General features: G+C 67.4%; 21 protein-coding genes and 1 pseudogene. 13 read left to right on the forward strand and 9 right to left on the reverse strand.

The window, feature by feature from the left end; all coding sequences use genetic code 11:
• Positions 1–633: 633 nt before the first annotated feature.
• The gene (locus FFS52_RS15970; RefSeq protein ID WP_068971535.1) at positions 634–1113 is read right to left on the reverse strand and encodes a hypothetical protein; all 480 of its coding nucleotides are present in this window, start codon (positions 1111–1113) and stop codon (positions 634–636) included.
• Positions 1106–1768: a sigma-70 family RNA polymerase sigma factor gene (locus FFS52_RS15975; RefSeq protein WP_068971534.1), complete on the reverse strand. Its 663-nt coding sequence runs from the start codon at positions 1766–1768 to the stop codon at positions 1106–1108. The genes FFS52_RS15970 and FFS52_RS15975 overlap by 8 nt, the downstream gene beginning before the upstream one ends.
• A gap of 124 nt (positions 1769–1892) precedes the next feature.
• Between FFS52_RS15975 and FFS52_RS15980 the strand changes: the two genes are divergently transcribed.
• The 7 genes from FFS52_RS15980 (at position 1893) to FFS52_RS16010 (ending at position 4864) form a co-directional block, all read left to right on the forward strand.
• Positions 1893–2393 carry an Asp23/Gls24 family envelope stress response protein gene (locus FFS52_RS15980; RefSeq protein WP_068971533.1) on the forward strand — a complete coding sequence of 167 codons (501 nt, stop codon included), beginning with the start codon at positions 1893–1895 and terminating at the stop codon, positions 2391–2393.
• Entirely contained in the window at positions 2393–2731 is a 339-nt protein-coding gene (locus FFS52_RS15985) for a hypothetical protein (RefSeq protein ID WP_068971532.1), read from the forward strand. Before FFS52_RS15980 ends, FFS52_RS15985 begins: the two co-directional genes overlap by 1 nt.
• Positions 2728–2907, forward strand: coding sequence for a DUF2273 domain-containing protein (locus tag FFS52_RS15990; RefSeq protein ID WP_065630080.1), 180 nt, complete (start codon positions 2728–2730; stop codon positions 2905–2907). The genes FFS52_RS15985 and FFS52_RS15990 overlap by 4 nt, the downstream gene beginning before the upstream one ends.
• The gene (locus FFS52_RS15995; protein ID WP_068971531.1) at positions 2900–3445 is read left to right on the forward strand and encodes an Asp23/Gls24 family envelope stress response protein; all 546 of its coding nucleotides are present in this window, start codon (positions 2900–2902) and stop codon (positions 3443–3445) included. The genes FFS52_RS15990 and FFS52_RS15995 overlap by 8 nt, the downstream gene beginning before the upstream one ends.
• Positions 3442–4038, forward strand: coding sequence for a DUF6286 domain-containing protein (locus tag FFS52_RS16000; RefSeq protein WP_068971530.1), 597 nt, complete (start codon positions 3442–3444; stop codon positions 4036–4038). The genes FFS52_RS15995 and FFS52_RS16000 overlap by 4 nt, the downstream gene beginning before the upstream one ends.
• A complete protein-coding gene (locus FFS52_RS16005) occupies positions 4035–4583 on the forward strand; it encodes a hypothetical protein (protein ID WP_068971529.1) in 549 nt (182 codons plus the stop codon). The genes FFS52_RS16000 and FFS52_RS16005 overlap by 4 nt, the downstream gene beginning before the upstream one ends.
• Positions 4584–4666: 83 nt before the next feature.
• On the forward strand, positions 4667–4864 hold the full coding sequence (locus FFS52_RS16010) for a CsbD family protein (RefSeq protein ID WP_068971528.1): 198 nt from the start codon (positions 4667–4669) through the stop codon (positions 4862–4864).
• A gap of 105 nt (positions 4865–4969) precedes the next feature.
• On the opposite strand, the pseudogene FFS52_RS16015 reads toward FFS52_RS16010, so the two are convergent.
• The 4 genes and pseudogenes from FFS52_RS16015 to FFS52_RS16030 all read right to left on the reverse strand — a co-directional run bounded on the left by FFS52_RS16015 (position 4970) and on the right by FFS52_RS16030 (position 8149).
• Positions 4970–6174, reverse strand: a pseudogene (locus FFS52_RS16015) (RtcB family protein).
• Positions 6175–6387: 213 nt separating this feature from the next.
• On the reverse strand, positions 6388–6870 hold the full coding sequence (locus FFS52_RS16020) for a peroxiredoxin (RefSeq protein WP_068971527.1): 483 nt from the start codon (positions 6868–6870) through the stop codon (positions 6388–6390).
• The gene (locus FFS52_RS16025) at positions 6867–7289 is read right to left on the reverse strand and encodes a DUF3052 domain-containing protein (protein ID WP_058252048.1); all 423 of its coding nucleotides are present in this window, start codon (positions 7287–7289) and stop codon (positions 6867–6869) included. Before FFS52_RS16025 ends, FFS52_RS16020 begins: the two co-directional genes overlap by 4 nt.
• Positions 7290–7528: 239 nt before the next feature.
• On the reverse strand, positions 7529–8149 hold the full coding sequence (locus FFS52_RS16030) for a hypothetical protein (protein WP_058252049.1): 621 nt from the start codon (positions 8147–8149) through the stop codon (positions 7529–7531).
• Positions 8150–8300: 151 nt separating this feature from the next.
• Between FFS52_RS16030 and aceE the strand changes: the two genes are divergently transcribed.
• From aceE to FFS52_RS16060, 6 genes are all read left to right on the forward strand, one after another.
• Positions 8301–11180 carry a pyruvate dehydrogenase (acetyl-transferring), homodimeric type gene (aceE, locus tag FFS52_RS16035; protein WP_068971526.1) on the forward strand — a complete coding sequence of 960 codons (2880 nt, stop codon included), beginning with the start codon at positions 8301–8303 and terminating at the stop codon, positions 11178–11180.
• A gap of 78 nt (positions 11181–11258) precedes the next feature.
• A complete protein-coding gene (locus FFS52_RS16040) occupies positions 11259–12530 on the forward strand; it encodes a helix-turn-helix domain-containing protein (protein WP_068971890.1) in 1272 nt (423 codons plus the stop codon).
• Positions 12531–12725: 195 nt separating this feature from the next.
• Positions 12726–13634, forward strand: coding sequence for an ACP S-malonyltransferase (locus tag FFS52_RS16045; RefSeq protein ID WP_137810264.1), 909 nt, complete (start codon positions 12726–12728; stop codon positions 13632–13634).
• Between the two features lie 131 nt (positions 13635–13765).
• Positions 13766–14068, forward strand: a complete 303-nt coding sequence (acpM, locus tag FFS52_RS16050) for a meromycolate extension acyl carrier protein AcpM (protein WP_058252053.1) — start codon at positions 13766–13768, stop codon at positions 14066–14068.
• Positions 14068–15336, forward strand: a complete 1269-nt coding sequence (locus tag FFS52_RS16055; protein ID WP_065630088.1) for a KasA/KasB family beta-ketoacyl-ACP synthase — start codon at positions 14068–14070, stop codon at positions 15334–15336. Before acpM ends, FFS52_RS16055 begins: the two co-directional genes overlap by 1 nt.
• Before the next feature lie 38 nt (positions 15337–15374).
• Positions 15375–16826: a carboxyl transferase domain-containing protein gene (locus tag FFS52_RS16060; protein WP_137810265.1), complete on the forward strand. Its 1452-nt coding sequence runs from the start codon at positions 15375–15377 to the stop codon at positions 16824–16826.
• A gap of 73 nt (positions 16827–16899) precedes the next feature.
• Here the strand turns inward: FFS52_RS16060 and FFS52_RS16065 are convergent, their stop codons facing one another.
• From FFS52_RS16065 to FFS52_RS16075, 3 genes are all read right to left on the reverse strand, one after another.
• Positions 16900–17418, reverse strand: a complete 519-nt coding sequence (locus FFS52_RS16065; RefSeq protein ID WP_010841193.1) for a DUF3145 domain-containing protein — start codon at positions 17416–17418, stop codon at positions 16900–16902.
• 128 nt (positions 17419–17546) lie between these two features.
• Positions 17547–18365 carry a serine hydrolase domain-containing protein gene (locus tag FFS52_RS16070; RefSeq protein ID WP_068971889.1) on the reverse strand — a complete coding sequence of 273 codons (819 nt, stop codon included), beginning with the start codon at positions 18363–18365 and terminating at the stop codon, positions 17547–17549.
• A gap of 23 nt (positions 18366–18388) precedes the next feature.
• Positions 18389–19519 (reverse strand): NDMA-dependent alcohol dehydrogenase, encoded by a 1131-nt coding sequence (locus tag FFS52_RS16075; protein WP_065630090.1) that lies wholly within the window; start codon positions 19517–19519, stop codon positions 18389–18391.
• Positions 19520–19666 lie beyond the last annotated feature (147 nt).

Here is a 19666-nt window from a genome sequence, read left to right on the forward strand (position 1 = left end):
TTCGTCGGCAGGGTCAGAGGGGTATAAGGGTGCGGGCCAGGCAGGACGTCGCGGGGGAAGGGGTCCCAGTCGGCCAGGAGGGCCGTTGGTTGCGGTTCGCGGTGACGTCGAGTCATGGGCTGACCATACGTCCTCGCGTACGCGCGCGCGAGTGTGAGTTCTGTTGTCGGCGTGTCGGTTTCGTGTCCTGAGCTTGAGCAACCTCAGATAATCGCTGGTGGTGTGGGGTGTGGGTTGTTGTTGTGTCTTGCTCTGACACAAGTGAATTGGTTTGCTCCCACATTTTCGCGGGCGCCCGGAGCTTGCGCGCGGCGCGCGCGGCAGTCGTGACCGGGGCAGCACGGCGGCGGAGACCGCAGAGACCGCAGTGAGACCGCAGTACCCAGTTATTCGGGTGTGTTTGGGTGGTTGTTGGTGTTGCTTGTTCTCACTGGTCTCGGCGGGCTAATCCGTTGTGCGCGTTGCCTATGTGCGGTGTTGAGGGTACTTGTTGGGTATTGGAGTCACTTGGTTGCAAACGCCGAGACCAGAGGTCTTACACACCAGCGGTCAGGGGTTCGAATCCCTTTGCGCGCACTCCCCCGATTTCGTAGCTCAGACCCGCGCCCAGCGCGACTCCTATCCGTGAAATCGCTACCGGCTCAACCACTCCCGCGTGTAGACGTCCTGCCAGCGCACCGAGATGTTGCGTCGGGCGGCAGCACTGCTCTCGGTCCCGAGGGTGTCGATCAGCACGTCGTCGACGATGTCGCGCACCTCGTCGGAGAGCGCGGTCAGGTCGTCGGCGTACCGAGCGATCAGGCCGACGCGCACACCGTCGACGGTGTCACCGGTGCCGTCGACCGACGCGAAGACCGTCAGGCGGCCGAGTTCGCGGCGGGTACGCACGGCGATGAGTTGTTTGACGACGCGGTCGCTCGTGTTGACGCGCAGTTCGTCGGTCGCCAGGGTCCGAGCCGGCCGCCGAATCCGTTGCAGGCTGCCCGAGATCGAGGTGATCAGCCGATCGACGTCACCGATGGGTTCGTCGGCGGCGATCTGCTGTGTCGCCTCGACGAGCCAGGCGTCGGCAACGTCGGTGGCCTCGAAGTCGCGTCCGTGCTTGTCAGGCACCGACCTCGCCTCCCTCCGCGTCGTCGACGGTCTCCGTCGGTGTGATTCTCGGTTTACCAGGGTTCCACGGCGCCAAACGGGTCAACAGGAACTTCCGGCTCCGTTGGAGATGACCGCGCACCGATCCCGTGGTGATGCGCAACACCTGTCCGATTTCCTCGAGCGTAAGCCCCTCGACTTCCTTCAGCCACCACGCGGCGCGCGAATTGGCGGGGAGGTTGCCCAATTCGGCGCGCAGCGCATCCATGAGCAGACTCCGTTCGGCCATGTCGGAGGGCAGCGGTCCGGCGGCCTCGAGTTCGGCGAACCGCTCGTCGTCGAACGGGACGTCGCGTCGGCGGCGGTGGTGGTCCACCGCCTTGCGGTGCGCGATGGCGAACATCCAGGTACGGAAGCTGCTCCGGAAAGCGAAGTCGGGCAGCCCCTTCCACGCATCGAGCAAGGTCTCCTGCGTGAGGTCCTCGCCGGTCTGCTGACTGTCGACCATCCGCAGCATGAATCGCAGCAGACCCGGGGTCACGCGCCGGACGAGCACGTCGAACGCCTCGGTGTCGCCGACGGCCGCCGCGCCGGCGAGTTCGTCATCACCGAGCTGGGAGAGGTCGAGTCCAACTAGGTCGGGCGGCTCCCTGTGAGCTGAATCACCGGTATTCATGCGTGCAACTCCCCCCGTCCGTCCCGACTGACCTTACAGACGGATCGTGAACAGCCTTTGCGATCGCGCATCATCCGAACACGGTCCGTCTACGAAGAAGACACGACGACCGAAGGAGTTCGACATGTCCGCAAGCGCCACCACCAGCAAGGACGCCACCAAGGACGAAGCCACCACCGTCGACGCCACGCGCACCGACGGCGCCGCGGGCCGTGCCCTCGCCCGCCGTGATCCGTCGGGCGACCGGGGACGCACCTCCATTGCCGACATCGTGGTCGCCAAGGTCGCCGGGATCGCCGCACGCGAGATCGACGGTGTCCACGACCTGGGCGGCACCACCGAGCGCGTGGTCGGCCGGGTCCGCGACGTCCTGCCGGGCACGACGGTGAGCACCACCCAGGGTATCGAGGTCGAGGTCGGCGAGCGTCAGGCCGCCGTGGACGTCTCGATCGTGGCCGAGTACGGCGTCGCGATTCATCAACTCGCAGCGGCCATTCGACGGAATGTGGTCTCGGCGATCGAGCAGATGACGGGTCTCGAGGTCACCGAGGTCAACATCACCGTGCACGACATCGCGTTCGGCGACGACGAGCAGGAGTCGAACACCACCCCGCGGGTCCAGTGATGACGTCGGACCTCCCGGCGGCGCGGACCGGCGACGGGGGCCCACTGGCGGAACGCCTCGCCACCGCCGTCCTCGCCGTACCGGGCGTCCGTGACCTGCACAACGGCCTGTTCGGGGAAATCGCCACGTATCTCCCCGGGCGTCGGGTCCCGGGCGTGTCCCTCGCCGACGACCACGGCGAGGTCCACATCGTCGTCGACGCAGCGTACGACCTCCACGGCACTGCCGCGCGGGTACGCGATGTCACCGAGGAGCTCGCCGCGAGACCCGTCACGGTGACCGTGGCAGACATCAGCGTCAGCTCGAAGCCGACTCCGAAAGATGGTGAAGCGCAATAAACAACGCGATCGTGGGCCTGTTCGCCGGCCTGCTCCTCGCTCTGGCCGCCGTCGCCGGCGGGCTGGCCGGTTTCCTGCTGGCCATCGTGCTCGGCGCCGCGGGACTCGTGCTGGGACTCAACCGGGACGGCACCATCGATCTGGGCGCACTCCTGCGGAGCCGGGGTCGTGGCTGAGCACGAATCCGGCGGGCCCGCCCGGGATGCTCACCCGACCGCGGGTGACTCGCCGCCCGGCACGCTCACCGTCGCCGATCGCGTGATCGAGAAGATCGCGGCCCGAGCGGCTCTCGACATCCCGGGGGTCGTCCGCCATCGCGGTGGCGTCGGGTCGGTACTGGGAGTCGGTGAGCGGAACTTTCCCGACGCGGCCGTTCGTGCGGGCGGCGCCAGGATCACCCTGTCCCTCGCCCTCGAATGGCCGTGCGCGGTCGCCGAGGTGTCCCGCACCACACGCGATCACGTCGCCGCCGAGGTCGAGCGACTCGCCGGGATCGTTCCGCTTCGCGTCGACGTGACGGTGTCCAAGTTCGAGTCACGACAGGCGATCCGGCGCCTGCAGAAGGGTTACGTGGACCTGCCGCCGGTCTCCGACGAGCCCGAATACGACGACGTTGACGCCCACATTCGCGACAACGACCCGCGCCCCGACGACCCGGACAACACCGACGCATTCACTCCGACCATCAGCATCGACACGGGGGTACGACGATGACGCAGACCGCACCCGAATCGGGTACCGCTCCTGTCGCGACCCTACGGAACACCGACGCCCAGAACGTCTTCCCACCTGCAGCTCTCCCGGGCGCTGCGAACGCCGGCGCAGCGTTGGGGCTCGCTCTCCTCGCTCTCGGCGCGGCAGCCGTACGCGACATCGCCGTCGACGCGAGCTGGCTCAATGGTCGTCCGTGGTCGGTCACCGCCGCCGAGTGGGTCGCAGAACTGCAGTGGCAGAATTGGATGTGGCCGGCCGCGATCGGGTCGATCTTCGTAGGCCTCGTCCTGCTGTGGATCGCGATCAAGCCTCGTCGCCGGACCCACCTCGAACTCGCCGCTGGCGAGGGGATGTGGACCCGCCCCGGAGACGTCGCCCGACGCTGCAGCGCTGCCGTGTCCGACCTGCCCGGCGTACTCGACGCCGCCACCGTGGTGACGCGACGGAAGGTCACCTGCACCGTCGGGGTGCGGAGACAGGTCGCCGACCGCGCCCTCATCGACAGCACGGTCGCCGCCGTGGCGGCCGATCTCGCCTCGTCACCGCGGGTTGTGGTGCGCGTGCGCGATCGAGGACCGAGGAGCGTCCGATGAATCGTCTTCCCGCAACCGCACATCGGCTGTCGGTCGGACTCGTGGCGCTGCTGCTCATCATCGTCGGCGTCGGAGCCGTGGCATGGAAGGTCGACGCCCAACCGGTGGCCGGGTGGGTCGACCGTCTCGACGAGCGTGCCGCTCTCGACGCCGCGCAGGCGTCCCGGTGGGTCTGGGTATTGGCCGGCGTCACCGTGATCGCGATCGGCTGGGGCCTGTTGTTGCTGGCCACCAACGTACGGCCCCGCGCAGTGGACGACGCTCTGCTCGTCGGTTCCAATCAGACCGGAGCGCTCACCGTCGCACCGAAACTGATCGCGGACGCGGCAGCGACGGAACTGGCCGGGAACCCGCTGTTCCAGAAGGTGACCGCGAGAGCGATCGACGACCGGTCGCGCAGCATCATCCGGCTCGAGGTGTCGGCGACGCCGAATCGGAGCTTCGACGAGGTCACCGCGCCCGTCGCGGAGACCGTCGCCGCCATCCGTACCGCGCTCGGAGAGTCCGGAGTCCATGTCCAGGCTCTGATCCACCTCGACAGGTGACCTCGACCCGATGGCTCCACACAGACCGACAGACCGCCTCGTCCGGGGCGGTCGTCCGAAGAAGAAATGAAGGGAAAGACACGATGGGATTCAGCGACAAGGTCGGCAACAAGGCCGAGGACCTCTCCGGCAAGGCGAAGGAGGCCGCCGGCGATGTGACCGGTGACGACCAGCTAAAGAGCGAGGGCAAGGACGATCAGCTCTCCGCGGCCGTCAAAGACGGCGCGGAGAACGTGAAGGATGCCGCGTCGAACATCAAGGACAAGCTGACCGGCAAGTGATCATCGCCGCCGGCAGCCGAACCTCCCCGCCAGCGGTGACAGGGCGAATCCCGAGGGCGCCCAGCACCTTCGGGATTCGTCCTGTTGTCGGCCAGGAACGGTCGGTCACGTCCCCTTGACGTTGAGGATCTGTCGCAGGGTGTACTCGATGTCCACCAGATCGACGGCGTCGGCCATGACCTGATCGATGTCCTTGTACGCATCCGGGATCTCATCGACCCACTGCTCGCCGTGACGGTACTCGATCCCCGCCATCCGGGCGGCGAGATCGTCGGCGGTGAACCGCCTCCGCGCCTCGCTCCGAGAGAACCGCCGGCCGGCACCGTGCGGCGCCGAGCACAGGCCCGCGGGATTCCCCTTGCCAGCACCACATACGACCGTGTACCCATCGAACCCGGGATGACGCCCCGTACGCCCTCATGGGCGTCGATCGCACCCTTCCGGGTGAGCCAGACGTCCTGGCCCGCGTGCGTCTCCCGCACGGTGTAGTTGTGGTGGCAATTGATCCGGTCCACCTCCAGGGATTCCGTTTCCTCGACGACGCCACCGGAGGCGTTGTCTGCGAACCACTTTCCGAACACCTCGACGAAGCGGTCCATCATCTCGGCGCGGTTCTCGAACGCGAACCGCTGCGCCCAGGACAGATCCCCCAGATAGGCGGTCAGTTCCGGGGTCCCCTGCGGCAGGTATGCGAGGTCGGCGTTCGGCAGCTTGATCCACCACTGGCGGCACAACCGCTGAGCGATCTTGATGTGCTTCTGCGCGATCTTGTTGCCGACGCCCCGCGAACCCGAGTGCAGGAACAGCCACACCACGTCGCCCTCGTCGAGGCACAGCTCGATGAAGTGGTTGCCACCGCCGAGCGAGCCCAGCTGCTCCCGCCACTTCGGCGAATGTGACAGGTCGACACCGTCTTTCGTCGCCTGTTCGGCGAGGGCATCAATGCGTGGCCGGGTGAACTCGAACCGGTCCACACCGCGGTTGTAGTTGCCGGGCGACAGCGGGATCGCGTCCTCGATCGTCCTCCGCAGTCGCCCGAGGTCCATTCCGTCGATGTCCGCGGCGCGCAGGCGCGTCTGCACCGCGATCATGCCGCAGCCGATGTCGACGCCGACGGCCGCGGGAATCACCGCGCCGGTCGTCGGGATGACGGTGCCCACCGCGGAGCCCTTCCCGAAGTGTGCGTCGGGCATGAGGGCGATGTGCGGGTGCACGAACGGCAACCGGGCGGTCTCGGCCGCTTGGGTCAGGGTGTTGTCGTCCACGTGCGATGCATAGTTCAGCACCTTGGGCGACACCTTGGTCGGCATGGAGTTCATCCTCTCGTGTGCGCCCGGGTCAGCGGGCCCACACATCACACCGTCGAATCCCCGGTGCGGCAACCGTATTTCTTCTTCCCGATGCCACCCGGAACTCTCGCCGCCACCCGTCGCGGCGACACGACGGCGCGCAGCACTGACTCACGGGCGACACAGACACACCAGGCGACCCGTCATGTACCGACCCGAGTCGACAGCAGATGGTCAGCCGATGACGCCGAGTGCCTTGTCCCAGACCGCGTTCTCGCGCACCTCACCGGGACCGACCATGTCGGCGAAGACGATCGTGCCGTCCCGATCGACGAGAAAGGTCCCGCGGTTCGCGTAGCCGCGGTCCTCGTTGAACACCCCGTAGGCGCGCGCGGTGTCGCCGTGCGGCCAGAAGTCGGACAGCAGCGGGAACAGGAAACCCTGCGCGGCGGACCACACCTTGTGCGTGGGAGAGGGTCCGACCGAGATGGTCACCGTGGTCACGTCGTCGTTGTCGAAACGGGGCTGCTGGTCGCGGATGTAGCCGAGCTCGCCCTGGCAGGTACCGGTGAACGCGAGCGGGAAGAACACGACGAGCACGTTGCGGTCGGCTCGCAGGGTCGACAGCGACACGAGCTGGTTGTTCTGGTCGCGCAGGGCGAAATCCGGGGCCCGGTCACCGACGGTCAGGGGCGCAGAAGGCAGAGCACCGCTCATGCTTTCTTGCCCGCGCGGGCCTTGGGCTGGACCAGTCGGGCCGCCGACCAGTCACCGAGGCTGATGGCCGACGTCTGGGTGAGTCCCGCGGTCGGGGCCGCCTCGGCGATCTCACTCGGATCGACGTAGCCGGACTTGCCGGTCTTCGGCGACAACACCCACACGAAACCGTCTTCGGCGAGCGGGCCGATCGCATCCATGAGGGCGTCGACGAGGTCGCCGTCGCCGTCGCGCCACCAGAGGACCACGACGTCGACGACGTCATCGGCATCCTCGTCGACCATCTCGGCGTCGATCGCGTCCTCGATGTCAGCGCGCAGTTCGTCGTCGGTGTCCTCGTCCCAGCCGAGTTCCTGCACGACCAAGCCTGCGGTCAAGCCCAGTTTCTGGGCGTTGCTACCGTCTGTGGCGGCTACCACCGCGCGTGACCTCCTGAAGATTCGTGGATCGTTCTGTGCGTCGTCTGTGGCGAATCCGCGTGCGCTCCCGCACGCCGTTCGCCTGTCAGCATAGGCAACAGCCTAGAGCCTCACATTGCAAGCCGAACGCCGTCAGGGATTTCGGGCGTTTCGCACCGGTTCCGTGACCGACCCGCCCGATCGTTACCCACAGCGGGGCGGAACAAACCGTACCCAGCGGCGCGAGGCGGACGGCGGCGTCAACCCCCGGGTCGCTCGGCCGACGTCGTGGCGGGAACCGACGGTCGAGGTGTGGCCGAGGACGTGGCCGGGAGCGGCGTGTAGGTACCGCACACATCGAGCAGGCGCTGTTTGGTGCGAGACCACTCGCTCGACACCGGGTTCAGGCCGGCACGCAGTTCGCGACTGATCGCGTTCTCGAGGCGCGCGGTCGACGCGAGGAACGCCCGCGCCGGCGTGGAGACGGCCGCCGGCGACGTCTCGGTGATCTTGGGGCGGATCCCGTCGGCACCGGCGATGAGACTGGCACGTGCCTTCTCGTCGAGATCCCCTACCCCGGCGTAGGTCTGCGCCGCGTTCAGCCGGGCGACGAAGGCGTTGAACCCGCGGACCATCACGACCATCGACGCCATCGACTCGCGGCAGAGCTCGACACCCTCGGCACGCACCTCCGCGGCCGCCGAGGCGGACAGTTCGGAGCGGTACACCGCCACCTCGCCGGGCGCCGGCGCCCCCGCGCCATCGACGGTCGACGCGCACGCCCCCGACAGGGCCGCGCCGAGTGCGATCGTGGCCGCGGTCGCCGACCGGACGGCACGACCCCGGCGCCGCCCGTCGGCCGCGCCTCCTCGATCCGGCATCCACTCCCCCTACTGGTCAGTAACCGTTTCTGGACGCTACCGCATCACGCCGATCGGGACACGCGACACGGATCCACCCGGTGCCAAGCCACCCCACATGGGGCACGATGAGGGTAGGCGCCGCACCACATCGGAGTGCGGTGCCGACGCCATGCGGTCGGACCACCACCCCGAGTTCGGCCTGTCAGAGGGAGTAGGCATCACCGTGACCAACCAGATGGACCAAGCGACACAGGACGTCTCGCCGAGCGCCGCCGGGAACACCGGCCCCAGCTCGAACGGACGTGCCGCCGGACAACGAGTCCGGGTCATCCGTGAAGGAGTCGCGTCCTATCTGCCAGACATCGACCCCGACGAGACCGACGAGTGGCTCGACTCGTTCGACGCCCTCCTCGACGCCGCGGGCCCTGGTCGCGCCCGGTACCTGATGTTGCGTCTGCTCGAACGCGCCGGCGAGAAGCGGGTGTCGATCCCCGCGCTCACCTCCACCGACTACGTCAACACCATCCCCACCGAGGCCGAACCCTGGTTCCCCGGTGACGAGGACGTCGAACGCCGATTCCGCCAGATGATCCGGTGGAACGCCGCGATCATGGTGCACCGCGCACAGCGCCCGGGCGTCGGCGTGGGCGGCCACATCTCCACCTACGCCTCGTCGGCGTCGCTGTACGAGGTCGGCTTCAACCACTTCTTCCGCGGCAAGGACCATTCCGGCGGCGGCGACCACATCTTCATCCAGGGCCACGCCTCCCCGGGCATCTATGCCCGCGCCTACCTCGAGGGCCGCATCGACGAGGCCCGCATGGACGGGTTCCGGCAGGAGCACAGCCACGCCGGCGAGGGCGGCGGTCTGCCGTCGTACCCGCACCCGCGACTGATGCCGGACTTCTGGGAGTTCCCGACGGTGTCGATGGGCATCGGCCCCATGAATGCCGTCTACCAGGCGCGGTTCAACCACTACCTGCACGACCGAGGCATCAAGGACACCTCCGACCAGCACGTGTGGGCCTTCCTCGGCGACGGCGAGATGGACGAGCCGGAATCGCGCGGTTTCGCCAGCTTCGCGGCCACCGAGGGCCTCGACAACCTGACCTTCGTCATCAACTGCAACCTGCAGCGTCTCGACGGCCCCGTGCGCGGCAACGGCAAGATCATCCAGGAGCTCGAGTCGTTCTTCCGCGGTGCGGGCTGGAACGTCATCAAGGTCATCTGGGGCCGCGAGTGGGACTCGTTGCTGCACGCCGACCGTGACGGCGCGCTGGTCAACCTGATGAACACCACCCCCGACGGCGACTTCCAGACCTACAAGGCCAACGACGGCGCGTTCGTCCGCGAGCACTTCTTCAACCGCGACCCGCGCACGAAGGAACTCGTCAAGGACCTCTCCGACGCCGACATCTGGAACCTCAAGCGCGGCGGCCACGACTACCGCAAGATCCACGCCGCCTACGCCGCGGCGATGACCCACAAGGGACAGCCGACGGTCATCCTGGCCCACACCATCAAGGGCTATACGCTCGGCAAGCACTTCGAGGGCCGCAACGCGACGCACCAGATGAAGAAGCTGACGCTCGACGACCTGAAGGCCTTCCGCGACAGCACTCGCATCCCGATCTCCGACGAGCAGCTCGAGAAGGACCCGTACCTGCCGCCGTACTACCACCCCGGCAAGGACTCGCCGGAGCTGCAGTACATGCTCGACCGGCGCAAGACCCTCGGCGGCTTCCTGCCGAGCCGCCGCACCAAGGCGAAGGTGCTGAAGGCCGACATGAGTTCGGCACTGAAGGCCACCGCGAAGGGCTCGGGCAAGCAGCAGGTCGCGACCACCATGGCGCTCGTGCGCGTCTTCAAGGATCTGTTGCGCGACAAGGAGGTCGGCAAGCGGATCGTGCCGATCATCCCGGACGAGGCGCGGACCTTCGGTATGGACTCCTGGTTCCCGACCCTCAAGATCTACAACCGCAACGGACAGCTCTACACCTCGGTCGACGCCGAACTGATGCTCGCCTACAAGGAGAGCCCGGAGGGTCAGATCCTGCACGAGGGCATCAACGAGGCCGGGTCGGCAGCCAGCTTCGCCGCGGTCGGCACGTCGTACTCGACCCACGACGAGCCGATGATCCCGCTGTACATCTTCTATTCGATGTTCGGCTTCCAGCGCACCGGTGACAGCTTCTGGGCCGCCGCCGACCAGATGGCGCGCGGTTTCATCATCGGCGCGACCGCGGGCCGCACCACGCTGACCGGCGAGGGCCTGCAGCACGCCGACGGGCATTCGCCGCTGCTCGCCGCGACCAACCCCGCCGTCGTCTCCTACGATCCGGCCTTCGCCTACGAACTCGGCCACATCGTCGAGAGCGGTATGGAGCGCATGTTCGGCGAGGACCCGGAGAACGTCTTCTACTACCTGACCGTCTACAACGAGCCGATCAGTCAGCCGGCGAAACCTGAGGGACTCGACCCGACCGGCATCGTCAAGGGTGCGTACCGGTTCCAGAAGGCGCCGGAGGGCAAGGAACACCCGGCCAACATCCTCGTGTCCGGTGTGACCATGCCCGACGCACTGCGCGCCGCCGACATGCTCGCGGAGGAATGGAACGTCGGCGCCGACGTCTACTCGGTCACGTCGTGGAGCGAGCTCGCCCGGGACGGGATCCGCGCCGACCGCGAGGTACTGCGTGATCCGGCCGCCGAGCCGGCACCGGCGTACCTGACCAAGCTGCTCGCCGACGCCGCCGGCCCGTTCGTCGGTGTCAGCGACTACATGCGCGGAGTGCAGGAGCAGATCCGGGCATACCTCCCGGGCACCTACCTCACGCTGGGGACGGACGGGTTCGGGTTCTCCGACACGCGCCCGGCGGCGCGACGGTTCTTCAACGTCGACGCTGAGTCCATCGTCGTCGCGGTGCTCGTCGCGCTCGCCCGGGACGGCAACATCGAGATGTCGGTGGCCAAGCAGGCCGCCGACAAGTACCAGATCGACGACGTCTCGGCCGCACCCGAGCAGACCAGCGATCCGGGAGTCGCCTGACCGGTCGCGCCGACGGACACGGCCTCCACTCGCCCTCGGCCGGGGAACCCACCCCGGCCGAGGGGCTAGATTGAGGTCGTGTCCGATGCGCGCGTGAACAGGAAGCAGCCACCGGCTGACGTGTTCGGTGAGCGGGGCGCGCACGTACCGGCCCCCGCCACCGTGCACGACGCGCTGCCGGACACTCTTCTCCGGCGGGTCAAGCAGTACAGCGGCCGACTCGCCACCGAGGCGGTCCATTCGATGCAGGACCAGCTGCCCTATTTCTCCGACCTCGACGCCGCGCAACGCGCGAGTGTGCAACTCGTCGTGCAGACCGCGGTGGTCAACTTCGTCGAGTGGATCCAGGACCCCGAGGGCAACGTGAAGTTCACGGTCCAGGCCTTCCAGGTGGTCCCGCAGGATCTCGCCCGCCGCATCACGCTGCTGCAGACCGTCGAAATGGTCCGCGTGGCCATGGAGTTCTTCGAGAAGTGGCTGCCGCTCCTCGCCCGCAACGATGCCCAGCTCCGTGCGCTGACCGAGTCGGTGCTGCGCTACGGACGCGAGATCGGTTTCGCCGCGGCGGCGATCTACGCCTCGGCCGCGGAATCGCGCGGGGCGTGGGACTCCCGGCTCGAGGCCCTCGTCGTCGACGCGGTGGTCCGCGGCGACACCGGGCCGCAATTGCTCTCTCGCGCAGCGGCGCTCAATTGGGACTCGGATGCCCCGGCCACCGTGATAGTCGGGACGCCGCCGCCGGAACAGAACGTGTCGGTGCCACTGGCGATCCACAACACGGCCAAGTCCTTCGACCGGTCGGCCCTGTCGGTGGTGCAGGGTTCGGTGCTGGTGGCCATCGTGAGCGGTCCCGCCCGTCCGACCGAGAAGTTCGTCGGCGCACTGCTCTCCCACTTCGCCGACGGTCCGGTGGTGATCGGTCCGACCATGCCGAACCTCGGCAGCGCGCACTCGAGTGCCACCGAGGCGATGGCCGGGATCGAGGCGGTGGCCGGCTGGCCGAGCGCACCGCGGCCGGTCCACAGTCTCGAACTGCTACCCGAGCGCGCGCTCAATGGCGATGAGTCAGCGATGACCGCTTTGATCGAATCCCTCGTCCAGCCGCTCGCCGAGGGCGGTGCGACGCTGACCACCACTCTCGAGGCCTACCTCGACTCCGGCGGCTCGGTCGAGTCCTGCGCCCGAATTCTGTACATCCATCCAAATACGGTTCGCTACCGACTGAAGAAAATTTCGGAAATCACAGGACGTGACCCAACTAACCCGCGCGACGCCTACGTTCTGAGGGTCGCGTCGACGGTGGGTCGACTGACACACTTCCGGCACAAATCGCCATCATCTGCCACATGAGTCACACGGGTTTCATGTCCGATTCACCGTTTCCGCTGATAGGAGCTTTAAGAACACAGTTCGGTAACAAATCTCAGACTGGTGACGAACCAGGTGATCTCTAGGTCTCCTTTGTGGGAACCCCACAAAAGCCCGCGACAAGCTTCATGCTTCTCCACACCCACATCCCGCGGGTAAAGGGTGTTCTCTGGTCACGTGCTTTCGATGCTTGCTCCCGGACAGGGTTCTCAGACACCCGGCATGCTCACGCCGTGGCTCGAATTGCCGGGCGCGCGTGACCAGATCGCCACCTGGTCCAAACAGACCCGTCTGGACCTCGAACGCCTCGGCACCACCGCCACGGCGGAGGAGATCACCGACACCGCCGTGACCCAGCCACTCGTCGTCGTCGCCGCACTGCTGGCCTACGACGAGGTGCGCAAGCACGGTGAACTGCCCGCCGACGCCGTGGTCGCCGGCCACTCGGTCGGCGAACTCGCCGCCGCCGCGATCACCGGTGTCATCTCGGCCGACGAGGCCGTCACGCTGGCCGCGCTGCGCGGCTCGGAGATGGCGAAGGCGTGTGCCCTGCAGCCCACGACCATGGCCGCGGTCCTCGGGGGCGACGAGGCGGCCGTCCTCGCACGCCTCGACGAACTCGATCTGGTCCCCGCCAACCGCAACGCCGCCGGGCAGATCGTCGCCGCCGGCGCCGTCGCGCAGATCGACGAGCTCATCGCCTCGCCGCCGGAGAAGGCCCGGATCCGCAAGCTCGCGGTCGCCGGCGCGTTCCACACGCACTTCATGGCCCCGGCGCAGGACGCGGTCGCCGCTGCCGCCGCCCGCATCACCCCCGCCGATCCCACCCGGACCCTGCTGTCGAACTCCGACGGACAGCCGGTGACGAACGGAGCCGACGCGCTCGCCAAGCTGGTGGGACAGGTGACCAGGCCGGTCCGCTGGGATCTGTGCTCGGCGTACCTGCGCGACCACTCGGCCCACGCCCTGGTGGAACTTCCCCCGGCGGGGACGCTGGTGGGCATCGCGAAGCGCGAGCTCAAGGGCACCCCCGCGCTGGCGCTCAAGGAGCCCGGCGACATCGCGAAGATCACCGAACTTGGATAGCGGTCGCGGCTGGTCCGCGACCCCCGGAACGTCGGCTTCGATGTCGGCGTGTCCAAGCGCGCGGACTTCTCCGTCCGTGCTGCGCTCCGGAAATCTCACATCCACGTAGGAAGACGAAAGGGAACCACACAGTGGCTGCCACCCAGGAACAACTCATTGCCGGCATCGCCGAGATCATCGAGGAAGTCACCGGCATCGAGCCGTCCGAGGTGACCCTCGAGAAGTCGTTCGTCGACGACCTCGACATCGACTCGCTGTCCATGGTCGAGATCGCGGTCCAGACCGAGGACAAGTACGGCGTCAAGATCCCCGACGAGGATCTGGCCGGCCTGCGCACGGTCGGCGACGCGGTCGCCTACATCCAGAAGCTCGAGAGCGAGAACCCCGAGGCCGCAGCTGCCATCAAGGCGCAGGTCGAGGCAGACGAGGCCTGATGACCCCCTCTTCCCTCCGCGAGTACTCCACGCTGGGTGGGAACTTCCCGAGTGTGGTGGTCACCTCCATGGTGGCCACCACCTCGTTGGGTGGGGATCTCGACTCGACCTGGAAGAACCTGCTGGCCGGCGAATCGGGCATCCGTGAGCTGACCGACGACTTCATCACCAAGTACAACCTCCCGGTGCGCATCGGTGGTCGTCTCCTCCAGGATCCCGCCGAGGAGGTCACGCGCATCGAATCCCGGCGGATGGCCTACGTCGAGCGCATCTCCCACGTGATGAGCAAGCGCCTCTGGGCGCAGGCCGGCGAACCCGACGTCGACAAGGACCGCCTCGCGGTCGTCATCGGCACCGGTCAGGGTGGCGCCGACGCGATGGTCGACGCAGTCCAGGCCATGGAGGGCACCGGCAACTACCGCAAGGTGTCCCCGCTCGCCGTCTCGATGGCGATGCCGAACGGACCGGCGGCCGTCGCGGGACTCAACGTCGGCGCACGCGCCGGCGTGATCACCCCCGTCTCGGCCTGTTCGTCGGGCGCCGAGGCCATCGCGCACGCCTGGCGGCACATCGTCATGGGTGACGCCGACATGGTCGTCACCGGCGGCGTCGAGGGTCACATCGACGCGGTGCCGATCGCCGCGTTCTCGATGATGCGGGCGATGAGCACCCGTAACGAGGACCCCGCAGCGGCGTCGCGACCGTTCGACAAAGATCGCGACGGTTTCGTGTTCGGCGAGGGTTCGGCGATGCTGATCCTCGAACGCGAGGAACACGCCCGCGCACGCGGTGCACATATCCACGCCCGCCTGCTCGGTACCGGCATCACCTCCGACGGATTCCACCTCGTCGCCCCCGACCCGAGTGGTCAGGGCAACGCGCGGGCCATGACGCGGGCCCTGCAGACCGCTGGTCTGCAGCGCTCCGACATCACCCACATCAACGCGCACGCGACGTCGACCCCCATCGGCGACACCGCCGAGGCCGCCGGCATCCTCGCCGCCATCGGACAGCACGCTGCGGTGTACGCGCCGAAGTCCGCGCTCGGACACTCCATCGGTGCGGTCGGGGCGCTCGAGTCGGTCCTGACGATCAAGAGCGTCGAGGAAGGCGTCATCCCGCCGACCCTCAACCTCGAGAACCTGGACCCGGAATGCGACATCGACGTCGTGCACGGTGAACCCCGGTACGGGCAGATCGATTACGCGATCAACAACTCGTTCGGTTTCGGTGGGCACAACGTGGCGCTCGCCTTCGGTCGCTACTGAGCATCACCGCCACACCCCCCGACACCCAGGAGACATCGATGACGACCTTGGCTCCCGTTGCCGGCCGCGAAGAAGCCGCCGATCCCCGCGACCCGCTGTTGCGGCTGACCAACTTCTTCGACGAAGGCACGATGTCGCTGCTCCATCCGCGCGACAAGTCGGGCGTCCAGGCCGCCGTCGGACTGGTGCACGGGGTCCGTACGGTCTCCTACTGCACCGACGGCACCGTCATGGGCGGCGCCATGGGTGTCGTGGGGTGTGCGCACATCGTCAACGCCATCGACACCGCCATCACCGAACAGGCGCCGGTCATCGGCATCTGGCACTCGGGTGGCGCCCGCCTCGCCGAGGGTGTCGAGGCGTTGCACGCGGTGGGTCAGGTCTTCGAGGCGATGGTGCGTGCCTCGGGCTACATCCCGCAGATCTCGGTGGTCGTCGGCTTCGCCGCCGGCGGCGCCGCCTACGGCCCGGCGCTCACCGACGTCGTGATCATGGCGCCGGCCGGCCGGGTCTTCGTGACCGGCCCGGACGTCGTCAAGAGCGTCACCGGCGAAGAAGTGGACATGGAGTCGCTGGGCGGCCCGACCACCCACGGCAAGAAGTCCGGTGTCTGTCACATCGTCGCCGACTCCGAGCCCGACGCGCTGTGGCGCGCACGGCGTCTGGTGTCGACGTTCACCCAGCAGGGACATTTCGACCGCGAACACGCGCGGGCCGGCGACACCGACCTCAAGGCCCTGCTGCCGGAGTCGAATCGGCGCGCCTACGACGTCCACCCGGTCGTCGAGCAGTTGCTCGACTCCGGTGTCGCGGCCGACGGCGAGACCCAGATCTCGAGTTTCGAAGAGCTGCAAGCCAAATGGGCACCGAACATCGTCGTCGGCTTCGGCCGGTTGTCCGGACGCAGCGTGGGGATCATCGCGAACAACCCGCTGCGGATGGGCGGCTGCCTCAACTCCGAGAGCGCGGAGAAGGCATCGCGTTTCGTCCGCCTCTGCGATGCCTTCGGCATCCCGCTCATCGTCATCACCGATGTGCCGGGTTACTTGCCCGGCGTCGGCCAGGAGTGGAACGGCGTCGTCCGCCGCGGCGCGAAGCTCTTGCACGCGTTCGCCGAGGCCTCGGTCCCCCGGGTCACGCTGGTGACCCGGAAGATCTACGGCGGCGCCTACATCGCGATGAACTCGCGTGCGCTCGGCGCCACCGCGGTGTTCGCCTGGCCGGGCTCCGAGGTCGCCGTGATGGGCGCGAAGTCCGCGGTGGGCATCCTGCACAAGAAAGCTCTCGCCGCAGCGCCCGACGACGAGCGTGAGGCCCTGCACGACCGTCTCGCCGCCGAGCACGAGGCGATCGCCGGCGGTGTCGGCCGCGCACAGTCCATCGGCGTGGTCGACGAGATCATCGACCCGGCGCACACTCGCAGCATCATCGCCGAGGCGCTCGCCGCGGCACCCGCGCGCCGCGGTCGCCACAAGAACATCCCGCTCTGACGCATCGCACAGACGACGAAAGTGCCCCGGTCCACGAGGACCGGGGCACGTCTCGTTGTAGTTCGTCCCCCTGCTAACCCACCCGCTGCTGCAACCAGGTGACCTCGGCGCCGGCACCGCCCATGCGGTACTGCTCGAGCGCGTTGTCCCACGCGGTTCCGAGCGCGCCTTCGAGTTCACCGGCGAGACCGGCGCTGTCGGGCTGCGATTCGATCATCGAACGCAACTGGTTCTCGCCGATGATGACGTCGCCGTTGGCGCTCGTGGAGCCGCGCCAGAGGCCGAGTCCCGGGACGTAGCAGAACCGTTCACCGTCGACACCCTCGCTGGGGTTCTCGGTCACCTCGAAACGCAGCGCCGACCACTCCCGCAGCGCCGTCACCAGACGAGCCGCGGTACCGACCGGACCCGCCCAGTCGACAGTGGCACGCTGCATGCCGGGTTCGGCATCCTGTGCCGACCATTTCAGGTTGGCGCGCGCATTCAGGGTCGACGACAGAGCCCACTCCACATGCGGGCACAGCGCCACCGGCGCCGAGTGGATGTAGACCACTCCTGTTGTCATGTCCGCAAACTGATTCAGATTGCGCACCTTGTTCACCTCCGTTGTCGACGAGGAACGTCTTCCCCAACACACCTCGCGACAGCGGATATCACATTCGTAGGGTCAATTGTGCCCCATGATGCACGTGTTGCGCTAGTTTCTCCTGCGAGAAAAATTCAGTTCTGTGACGAGAGTTCATCAACGACACGATCGTTGAACTCGCTCCACAGCGGCTTCGCCCATGGTCCGAAGAGCCGATCCGTCAGCACGACGCAGGCCGCGTCGAGCGCCGGATCCACCCAGAGAAACGTCCCGGCCTGACCGAAGTGCCCGAACGTCCGCGGGGAGTTCCTCGTCCCGGTCCAGTGCGGCGACTTCTCGGACCTGATCTCGAAGCCGATCCCCCAGTCGTTGGGACGGTGCTTGCCGTACCCGGGGACGAATCCGTCGAGTCCGGGGAACCGCACCGACGTCAGCGTCCCGAAGGTCTCCGGCGCCAGCAGGCGCGGATCCAGCAACTCGCGGGCAAAGGCCGCCAAATCCGCCACGCTCGAGCGGGCGGCATGCCCGGCCGGCCCGTAGAGCGTCGTCGACGACATCTCCAGCGGCGCGCACACGGCTTCGGAGAGATAGCGGCCGAACTCGATACCGGTCGCCTCGGCCACGACCTCGGAGGCCACCTCGAAGCCCGCGCTCGAGTAGATCCGCCGCTCCCCCGGCGGGGCCTCGACCTCGCGGGTGTCGTAGGCCAGGCCGGACGCGTGCGAAAGCAGGTGGGCAAGGGTCGACCCCGACGGCCCGGCCGGGTCGTCCAGCTCGACGGCTCCCTCCTCGACGGCGACGAGCACCGCGTAGGCCACCAGCGGCTTCGTGACCGAGGCGAGCTCGTAGACGCGAGCGGGGTCGCCGAACTGGTCGGCGACCCCGTCGCGGGTGATGATCGCCGCCGACACGTGGTCGACGGGCCATTCCGTCAGAGAATCAAGGACAGACACATCGGGTCACGTTACCCGGGTGCTCACCAGTCCTCTTCGGTGTAGCGGATGACTCCGCGGATGTTCTTGCCGTCCAACATGTCCTGGTAGCCCTCATTGATCTGGTCCAGACGGTACTGCCGGGTGATCATGTCGGCGATGTTGAGCTTGCCGATCTTGTACATCGACAGCAGCTGTGGGATGTCGAGCTTCGGGTTGGCACCGCCGAAGATCGAACCCTGCAGATTCTTCTGGAGCAGGGTCAGCATGGCGAGATTGAGGTTGACATCGCTCTCGAGCATGTTGCCCATACCGGTCAGGACGCAGGTGCCACCCTTGGCGGTGATACCCATCCACAGGTCGACGTCCTTGCCGTGGACCTCGCCGACCGTGACGATCACCTTCTGGCACATGCCGCCGTGAGTGGTCTCCGCGATCGCCATGGCCGCCTCTTCGACCGTGGCGAAGGCCGCGGTGGCCCCGAACTTGAGCGCCTGCTCCCGCTTCCACTCCACCGGGTCGATGGCGAACAGGTTGCGGGCGCCGGAGATGACCGCGCCCTGTAGGGCCGCGGTACCCACGCCGCCGACACCCACGATCGCGACGTCCTCCCCCGGTCGTACGTCGCCGCTGCGGGTCGACGAGCCGTAACCGGTGGGGATGCCACAGCCGCAGAGCGCCGCGACCTCGAACGGGATGTCCTTGTCGATCTTCACCGCCGAGGCCTCGTGCACGACCATGTACGGCGCGAAGGTGCCCAGCAGCGTCATCGGGTAGACGTTCTCGCCGGCGGCGGTCTGGATCCGGAAGGTGTTGTCCGACACCGCCTCACCCTGCAGCAGCATGGCGCCGAAGTCGCACAGGTTGGCCATTCCCGACTGACACGACGGACACTTGCCGCACGACGGGATGAACGACAGCACGACGTGGTCGCCGACCTCGAAGTCGGTGACTCCCTCACCGACCTCGGCCACGACGCCCGCACCCTCGTGACCACCGAGGATCGGGAACCCGGCCATCGGGATGCCACCGGTCATCAGGTGATGATCGGAGTGGCACATGCCGGCGGCTTCCATCTTGATCTTGATCTCGTGGGCCTTGGGATCGCCGATCTCGATGTCCTCGATCGCCCACGGCTTGTTGTGCTCCCGCAGCAATGCACCCTTTGTCTTCACTGAACTCCTCCGTTCGAACCCGGCGACGTCTCGCACCGGGAGGATCTACTCACTCCGACGGTTGCCGCCATGACGTGACAGTAGTCACTCAACCACAAAATTGGAACGTGTTCTAGTGCGCGTTTCTTGGCCGCGTCGACGCCGGCG

Source organism: Gordonia sp. ALPHA1B1 (assembly GCF_005502615.1).
Taxonomy (GTDB): domain Bacteria; phylum Actinomycetota; class Actinomycetes; order Mycobacteriales; family Mycobacteriaceae; genus Gordonia; species Gordonia hongkongensis.